Origin of the sequence: Xenorhabdus griffiniae, from assembly GCF_015163655.1 — a bacterium.
In the GTDB taxonomy this organism is placed as follows: Bacteria; Pseudomonadota; Gammaproteobacteria; order Enterobacterales; family Enterobacteriaceae; genus Xenorhabdus; species Xenorhabdus griffiniae.
Genome location: NZ_JADEUF010000148.1, coordinates 1 through 7075, shown reverse-complemented (window position 1 = coordinate 7075; position 7075 = coordinate 1). Strand labels below are relative to the sequence as shown.

Below are 7075 nucleotides of genomic sequence, written 5' to 3'. Positions count from 1 at the left end.
GTTATATTTATATTATGATAATGTTTTCTTATTATTTCTTTCCCTTCCCATTGAAAAGAGCTTTCTTTGGGGTGCCATGTTAAGCCAGAGTCAGCAGGATTAATTTCCACCCAAACACTTTTCTCATTTAATGCACCTCCTGTGATGGTAATTGATGCTTGATATGGTTCGTTTATCACAGCATCAGAAAGGATTTCTGATTCTGGTAAAACTTTTGGCGTTGGATTCCCACAGCCACAAAGTAAGAAAATAAAAATTATCAGTATTTTTTTCATATTATTTAAGCGGTTTAAAAACCATTCCTCCAAAGATATGATTCTTTACATAATCTAATGATTTATTGTTTTTTATTTGAGGTTCTACTTTACCCCATGAAAACAGATTTAAATTCACATACTGGTTCGGATCTGAATCATTTTTTATAATTTCATTTTCATAATTTTTTACCACACCTTCCCAAACTATCCAATGATTTTTTCCTGATGTTTCTTCAGTGAAATCTGATAACATTCCTGCTGAAATTAAAGTAACAACATGACATCCTTTATTATAATAGTCACAAAGTGCCACTAAATCATTTATATTGCTATGTGATAATCCAACATTACTAAAAATTTTTTCATAACCAGCTCTTTCAAACCAATCAGATAACTTCCACCAATCAGTAATACCCGCTACTTGATCTGAAACTTCATCGTAGGCCATAATTATATTTTCTGAATCTCTTAAACTGGCTAATGTCAACCAATCTAATCCTGAGATTCTTTCACCTCGTGAATTATAAAAAGTTCCCTTAGGATGACGACAACCATCACCTGGCTTAATCTCTAATTGACCAATTTTAGTTCTGCCATGTTCCCATAACTCACGCGCAGCTTGCTCATAGATATCTGGTCTGTCCATTTGTAAACAATAAAAAAATGCCGCAGGTCCACATAAACTTGCCCCATTTTGATCCGGATAAGTTCTTTTTGATAACCTATCCTGAATTTGTGATTCGACTTTATTCTTCTCAAATGGATCATCAGGATGACCAATTGGATATTCTTCCGCAATAAATACCCTTTCAGGAATAGTCAATTTTAATTCAACGGTATTATCCCCATCGCTAACAGGTTTTGTTTCAATCGTGCTTTCAAAATAACAGGCATTTTCTCGTTTTTTATCCGAACAGGCTTTACCTTCTACGAATTCCCCCAGTGTATACATCTTTTTAAAGGGGGCTTGCAATGCCTGAATCGTATTTGAACCATGCTTACGGTAAAGCATGATTTGCATAATATATGTCACGGAAAGATCATCGTCTGTTTCTTCAGTGACATGCTGTTGAGTTTCATAATTGCTCTGTAATTGTGCCTGAAAAATATCGAGTAATATGTGATGGTTTCCTTTTGCGTCCTTACGATAAATGATTAAATCATACAGCAAGTTTTCGGCAGGTACATTTGATTCTATTTTTGTGTAGACGGTATAAGTCGGCATGGTACTAATCCTTTAAAATATGAAAACTCAGGTTCTTTTTGTCATCAGTGAGATGCCATTGGGTATAACCTTGTTTATCAGTTTTTCCTTCTTTTACCTGACCATCCGGCAGGCAAACACGATACTTGCGTTCGGTTAAAAGATTACCATCATCATCCACACAACGATAGCGGGCATGATGTTTAGCGGGTTTTACCGGAGTCTCTTCAACCAACGGCTTCTTAAGCGGCTTAACATTCGAGAACCCAGACAACATCGGCCTGCCTTCTTCACGCCCGGCTAATTGTGTAATGCTGTAGCCCGAAGTCCCCGCAGCAATATGCTGACATGAGATAGATTTATAATCGAGCATCACCACTTCATGGGGGATTGCGCCGTTATCATTAATGGAATGAGGGTAATTATAGGCAAGATCAACAATCGTTGCGCCTGTCAATTTAATTTCGTAAAAGAGTTCCAGTTGTCCCATCGGGCTTGTCCGGTAGTGCATAAAGCGCGCTTCCAGCAATTCGTTTCCGTCGATTGCCATCGCTAACAACGGCGAGGATTTATCAATGAGTTTAGTAAAGCTAACAGGGTGATGATGTGCACTCTGGTCACGGCTCACTGAATGGCTGACACTCAGTACTTGTATTTCGTCTTCCCTGCCTATTTGATAGCGGTTTCCAATAGATTCGGGCGTTGAACATCCCGCTGAAATTAATCCCTGTTTCTTGCCTTTTAGTGATAAGTAGATAACGTGTGACATCTTGTCTCCTGTGATCTGACTTCCGATAAATATCAAATGAATGAAACAGGGTACAACAGGAATATTTATGGATTCCAGTATGAATAAAAGTCCATCAATGAAATTGTGATTAACGTCTATTCTTAAACAAAATCAGATAATCACATCATTTAAATTTCAGGTAATACCAAATCAGCTCAATACCTTATTTTACTACCTCCCATTTATCTGGCTTTTATTTACCTACCAGAGATACCCCTATTGTTGTGCTTTAATAAATTCGGACACTTTGGTAAAAGAATAGAATGACGTTAATTAACCCCTTAATGCAGTTGGAGAATTGTTTTCTGTAGCAGCAATAGCAGAACGGTATGCCGTTAATCCATTCATACATGCCGGCACTCCTGCATAAACTGCCATCTGTATAACAACCTCAAGTAACTCTTCAGGTGTTACCCCAACATTAAGCGCCCCTCGCATGTGTAACTCCAACTGTTGCTGAGCATTACCAAGACTCACTAAAGCAGCAACAGTGAGCATTTCACGGGCCTTAAGATCAAGACCTGGGCGACCGACTACTGAACCAAATGCATAATCAGTAACCAGATAGGGTAAGTTTTCATCTAATTCTTTGAGGCGATTGATTACTTTATCGGCGAGACCTTTTTCTAACTGATTCATAATGTCCCGACCATGATTTGTCAGTTCAGTACCTTGTTTCATATAACTTTCTCCGTAAGTGTGTTACTGGTGGAAATGTTGGAAGGGATCGTAGAGATAATAAGTATGGACAGAGCGATTACAGCACCTGCGGTCACAAAGAGTGCATGAAGTGACAACGCTGAGACCATCCAGGCTCCCACTAAAGCCCCCATTCCGATTGCTCCGTTAAAAAACGAAACATAAACCGCAGATGCCGGAAACGTTTTATCGCCGGCCAGACGGAGAACCCAGGTTTGGAAGCCCACGAAAATCCCAGAAATTGCGACGCCCCATAAAGCTATCGCTATCAGGATATCTGTGCGGGATAGTGATTCTGCTCTGATACCTAAGATCAGAAGAACAACCCCGATAAGCAAAGCAGACAGTGTGACCGTAGTTTTAAGGTGTTTATCAATGACAATGCCGGTCAGGAAATTACCGCCTAAACCTGCAATACCATAAATGAATAAAATTGTAGGGATGAAATCCTTAGAAAATATGGGTTGCGCATTGAGCCAGGGTTCGATGAAAGTAAACGCAGCAAAGTGTGCTGTAATAGCAAGTAATGTGGCCGCATAAATTTTCCACTGTATGGCTGAACTCAACACACTTTTTAAGGCGTTAATACCAATTGTACTTTTAGTTGTAACTTTAGGAACAAGAAGCATGATGCCAAAGAATGCAACCACACTCAGTAGTGCCATCAACCAAAACGCTTGGCGCCAACCAAAGTGCAAACCGATATAGTTAGACAAAGGGATACCCAATACGCTGGCGGCTGAAACTCCACCAAAGACAATTGATGTTGCTGTACCCAGATACTTTATCGGAACCATTGCTACCGTTGTCGCACCTATCATCGCCCAGAAAGCACCATGGGCTACAGATCCAATGACACGGGCAACCAAGAGCACTTCAAATGAATCAATGGTTGCAGACAAGATATTTGATACAGCCAAGATGATTGTCAGCGTTAACAACAGGATCTTTTTGGGGAAATTTCCCAAAAAAACAGACGCCAAAAGCGCACTTAATGCCCCACCCCATGCGTACAGTGATACCGTCATCCCAATGCTGGACTCTGAAGTATTAAGGCCATCTGCTATCGGTGTCAGCAGGCCAACAGGAGCCAGTTCAGTCGTCACAATAGTAAACGTTGATATTGCAAGAATAAACAAAGCTAACCATGTCCTAAACGGCATTTCAGGACTTTTAATTTTTGATGTCATGAATTACAACCTTTGAATAGATGTTAAATGTTGCCCCATTCTTTCATCTTCACATAATCAAAGAGGTTTGCATTGGAGCTTACATATACTGGTTTTATGAGCGTAATTCGATAAGTTCATGAACTGTACGTCACAAAAGTATTATTTTTTAGAACACTTATTTAGCCCTTCAAATATCAAAATACTACGATGAATTTTCATGAGAATTGTTAATTTTGTAATTCATTTTTGATATCACTAAATAGGTTTTCATCATACTGATGAGTATCAGATGTTGGATTTCCTTACCTCGCACGGGGTAAGGAATACGCCTATCATTTTGAAACGCTATTTAGCCTTATTATTCGCACTCAATAATTTACAAATTATTTGCATAAAATTTAAATTGATATAATGTGAAAAAATGAGCGGATAATGTATTTGTCATTCAATATGCCACTCAATTAATGGAATGGAGAATTTGTGGACAACATTAATAATAAGCTACCCAGCATAAAACAGTTACAATGTTTTTTAGCCGTTGCTCAAGAGCTTAATTTCAGAAGAGCAGCAGAAAGGCTACATATGACACAGCCTCCCCTGACTCGTCATATCAAATGCCTTGAAGAAACTCTCGGTTGTGATCTTTTTACCCGGAATACTCATGAAGTTCATCTGACAAACAACGGACTGATACTGGTTGAAAAAGCAACACATCTCATCAATGAATTCACTCTGTTCATGCGTGAAATTAAAAATGAGGAAGTTTATTTACGTATTGGACTTACTTGTACGCTAAATTTTAACAATATATCGGATCTCCATAATAAGATTAAAGCTCTTATGACAAGAGATGAAATTGACACACCGCATCTGGTTTCTAGCCAGCTCTTACATTTTCTTGCAAAAGGTAAAATGGATATTGTTATTATAGGAGAGAAGAGTCTACATAATGAACATGATCTTAAATTTTACTGGCTCTACCGTGAACCCCTTTTGCTTGCAATGCCGTCTTCTCATCCCGCTAGTCTGAAAGAAAAAGTTTCTCTTACAGAGGTTTCAGATCTCCCCCTTTTTTGGTTTTCAAGAAATGCAAATCCCATTTTTTATGACAAATGTGAAAATTATTTTCAACAATTACCGTTCTCATTAAAGAGATGTAAGGAACCTGATGATTCACTGGTCATGCTTTCTGATATTTCAAGAGGAAAAGGAATGGCGCTTATGCCCCGTTCTATATGTATTTCTAATCAAAAAGGACTTTGTTACAGAGAATTAGATGACGTTGCTGCTCAATCTTTGAATATTGATGTCTATGCAGTCATACGTAAGAGTGAAACCAGAGAAATAGTTATTAATAGTTTAAACAGTTTACTTAATAATAAAGAGAACTAAAACAGTATTATTGAAGTGATCAATAAAAATTGATTACTTCAAATGAAGGCTGTTTATTTTTAGTCCATTTTCTCACTCTCCTTGATTCCAAAATTATCATTATTTTTCTTGCTCACACAACCAGGTTTTCTAATAGATAATCTATAAAAAGACGATTCTTACGTTGAAGTTGCACATTATTTGGAAATACAATCGATATTTCCTGCTTTGGCAGATGATATTCAGGGAAAAGCTCGACCAAAGTACCAGATGCTATATCCCCATTGATAAACCACTCTGGGAGTATGGATACGCCTAAACCAGACAAGGTTAGGGAGCGAATTGCAGAAATGTTATTTGAGGCATATTTCACTTTCCCACCGTGCCGACTGATCTTCTCAACTTCCAGCAAGTTACACCAAATGGCCGCTAATGCCATTTCTATCTCCCCTTTCAGGGCTTCATAGACCTGTTTCTGGCCTGGTGCTGGCAGCGCCTAGCGATCCAGCTTGCCATTTGGCGTCAGCGGAAACTCATCCAGACGTACAAAAACCGTTGCAGAAGAACAGCCTGCTAAAAACTCCATCAATTTGGTACGGGTAAATTTTTTACGGAGAAGGGCTTTACACGATTTGTCCTGGCAATGGATATGAAAGATATGTTTGCCGAGATCGATACCAATAAATGCGATGCTGTTCATGATGATGACCTCTTTAAAAAAATCACTCTGCTAATTTATGCCTACAAGGTGAGGGGGACTATCCCATTAAATATGCCCGTGCTCTGTATTAATATTGAGTGTTCGATGGTTTTTGTTGCCATCACATATTTTTCATAAAATTACGGTATATAGCCAGCTATTGCTGGCTTTTTAGTAAAAGTTATGTAACTAGTTCCTCTAATACAAAATAGTAAATAATCATTGTTTTTATATTTACTTATTTTTCTTTGCAAGAACATATTTTATTGCACCTCTAGTATATACACCATCAAATATAGGATATGATTTTTCATTAAAAGATAAAATTAATGGAGCCAATTTTAGTATTGCTAAATTCAACTGCAAGTTGGCAAACTGAGCACCAATGCATGTGTGTATCCCACTTCCATATGATACATGGCCTTTGAAATTTCTATTTGGGTCAAATACATTAGGCTGTTCAAAATAATCAGGATCTCTATTAGCAGCAGGGATAAGCAAATAGACAAGTTCTCCTTTATCAAAAATATCACCGTGAGAAGTTATATATTTTTGGGTTGTTAATCTTGGTATTAAATGAACTGGAGGTGTTATTCTCAGTGATTCCTGTAAAATATCATTTGGTTTGCGATTTCCAGATAAAATTTCTTTTAAGTAAGTGGGATTTCTATATAAATGATATATACAAGTTGAGAGAACTTTGTCTACAGGTTCACTAGCAGCAAGCAAGATATTAAGTACTAGAGCAACTATCTCGCTATTGGTTATTTTTTTCTTTATATCTTTTTTATTTTCATCAATGATGAATGATATAAGATCCTTGCCTGGATTGTTTTCCTTCATTTCTATTAGATTTAGAATTTTATCTTCCAATTCATAAGA

The 7075-nt window shown here is 37.6% G+C and carries 8 protein-coding genes and 1 pseudogene; 1 reads left to right on the top strand and 8 read right to left on the bottom strand.

Going from position 1 to position 7075, the window contains the following annotated elements; all coding sequences use genetic code 11:
* From IQ211_RS17135 to IQ211_RS17115, 5 genes are all read right to left on the bottom strand, one after another.
* On the bottom strand, nucleotides 1-275 hold a 275-nt coding region (locus IQ211_RS17135), incomplete at its 3' end, for a putative periplasmic lipoprotein (RefSeq protein WP_193836425.1).
* A gap of 1 nt (nucleotide 276) precedes the next feature.
* Nucleotides 277-1482 (bottom strand): hypothetical protein, encoded by a 1206-nt coding sequence (locus IQ211_RS17130; RefSeq protein WP_189759114.1) that lies wholly within the window; start codon nucleotides 1480-1482, stop codon nucleotides 277-279.
* Between the two features lie 4 nt (nucleotides 1483-1486).
* Nucleotides 1487-2230 (bottom strand): Hcp family type VI secretion system effector, encoded by a 744-nt coding sequence (locus IQ211_RS17125; protein WP_223281650.1) that lies wholly within the window; start codon nucleotides 2228-2230, stop codon nucleotides 1487-1489.
* Between the two features lie 294 nt (nucleotides 2231-2524).
* Entirely contained in the window at nucleotides 2525-2932 is a 408-nt protein-coding gene (locus IQ211_RS17120) for a carboxymuconolactone decarboxylase family protein (RefSeq protein ID WP_189759113.1), read from the bottom strand.
* Nucleotides 2929-4140, bottom strand: coding sequence for an MFS transporter (locus IQ211_RS17115; protein WP_189759112.1), 1212 nt, complete (start codon nucleotides 4138-4140; stop codon nucleotides 2929-2931). The genes IQ211_RS17120 and IQ211_RS17115 overlap by 4 nt, the downstream gene beginning before the upstream one ends.
* Before the next feature lie 462 nt (nucleotides 4141-4602).
* Here IQ211_RS17115 and IQ211_RS17110 point away from each other — a divergent pair, with 462 nt between their 5' ends.
* Nucleotides 4603-5514 carry a LysR family transcriptional regulator gene (locus IQ211_RS17110; RefSeq protein WP_189759111.1) on the top strand — a complete coding sequence of 304 codons (912 nt, stop codon included), beginning with the start codon at nucleotides 4603-4605 and terminating at the stop codon, nucleotides 5512-5514.
* Between the two features lie 112 nt (nucleotides 5515-5626).
* On the opposite strand, the gene IQ211_RS17105 is transcribed toward IQ211_RS17110, so the two are convergent.
* The 3 genes and pseudogenes from IQ211_RS17105 to IQ211_RS17095 all read right to left on the bottom strand — a co-directional run.
* Complete coding sequence (locus IQ211_RS17105) at nucleotides 5627-5932, bottom strand: LysR substrate-binding domain-containing protein (protein ID WP_189759110.1); 306 nt, start codon at nucleotides 5930-5932, stop codon at nucleotides 5627-5629.
* Between the two features lie 111 nt (nucleotides 5933-6043).
* A pseudogene (locus IQ211_RS17100) lies at nucleotides 6044-6193 on the bottom strand (IS110 family transposase); the annotation flags it as partial.
* 234 nt (nucleotides 6194-6427) lie between these two features.
* A partial coding sequence (locus tag IQ211_RS17095) for a cytochrome P450 (RefSeq protein ID WP_193836424.1) occupies nucleotides 6428-7075 on the bottom strand: 648 nt, incomplete at its 5' end.

Excerpts from the sequence above, each read along its gene's own strand:
- IQ211_RS17130 (WP_189759114.1), bottom strand. The coding sequence starts at position 1,482 with ATGCCGACTTATACCGTCTACACAAAAATAGAATCAAATGTACCTGCC.
- IQ211_RS17125 (WP_223281650.1), bottom strand. The coding sequence starts at position 2,230 with ATGTCACACGTTATCTACTTATCACTAAAAGGCAAGAAACAGGGATTA.
- IQ211_RS17120 (WP_189759113.1), bottom strand. The coding sequence starts at position 2,932 with ATGAAACAAGGTACTGAACTGACAAATCATGGTCGGGACATTATGAAT.
- IQ211_RS17115 (WP_189759112.1), bottom strand. The coding sequence starts at position 4,140 with ATGACATCAAAAATTAAAAGTCCTGAAATGCCGTTTAGGACATGGTTA.
- IQ211_RS17105 (WP_189759110.1), bottom strand. The coding sequence starts at position 5,932 with ATGGCATTAGCGGCCATTTGGTGTAACTTGCTGGAAGTTGAGAAGATC.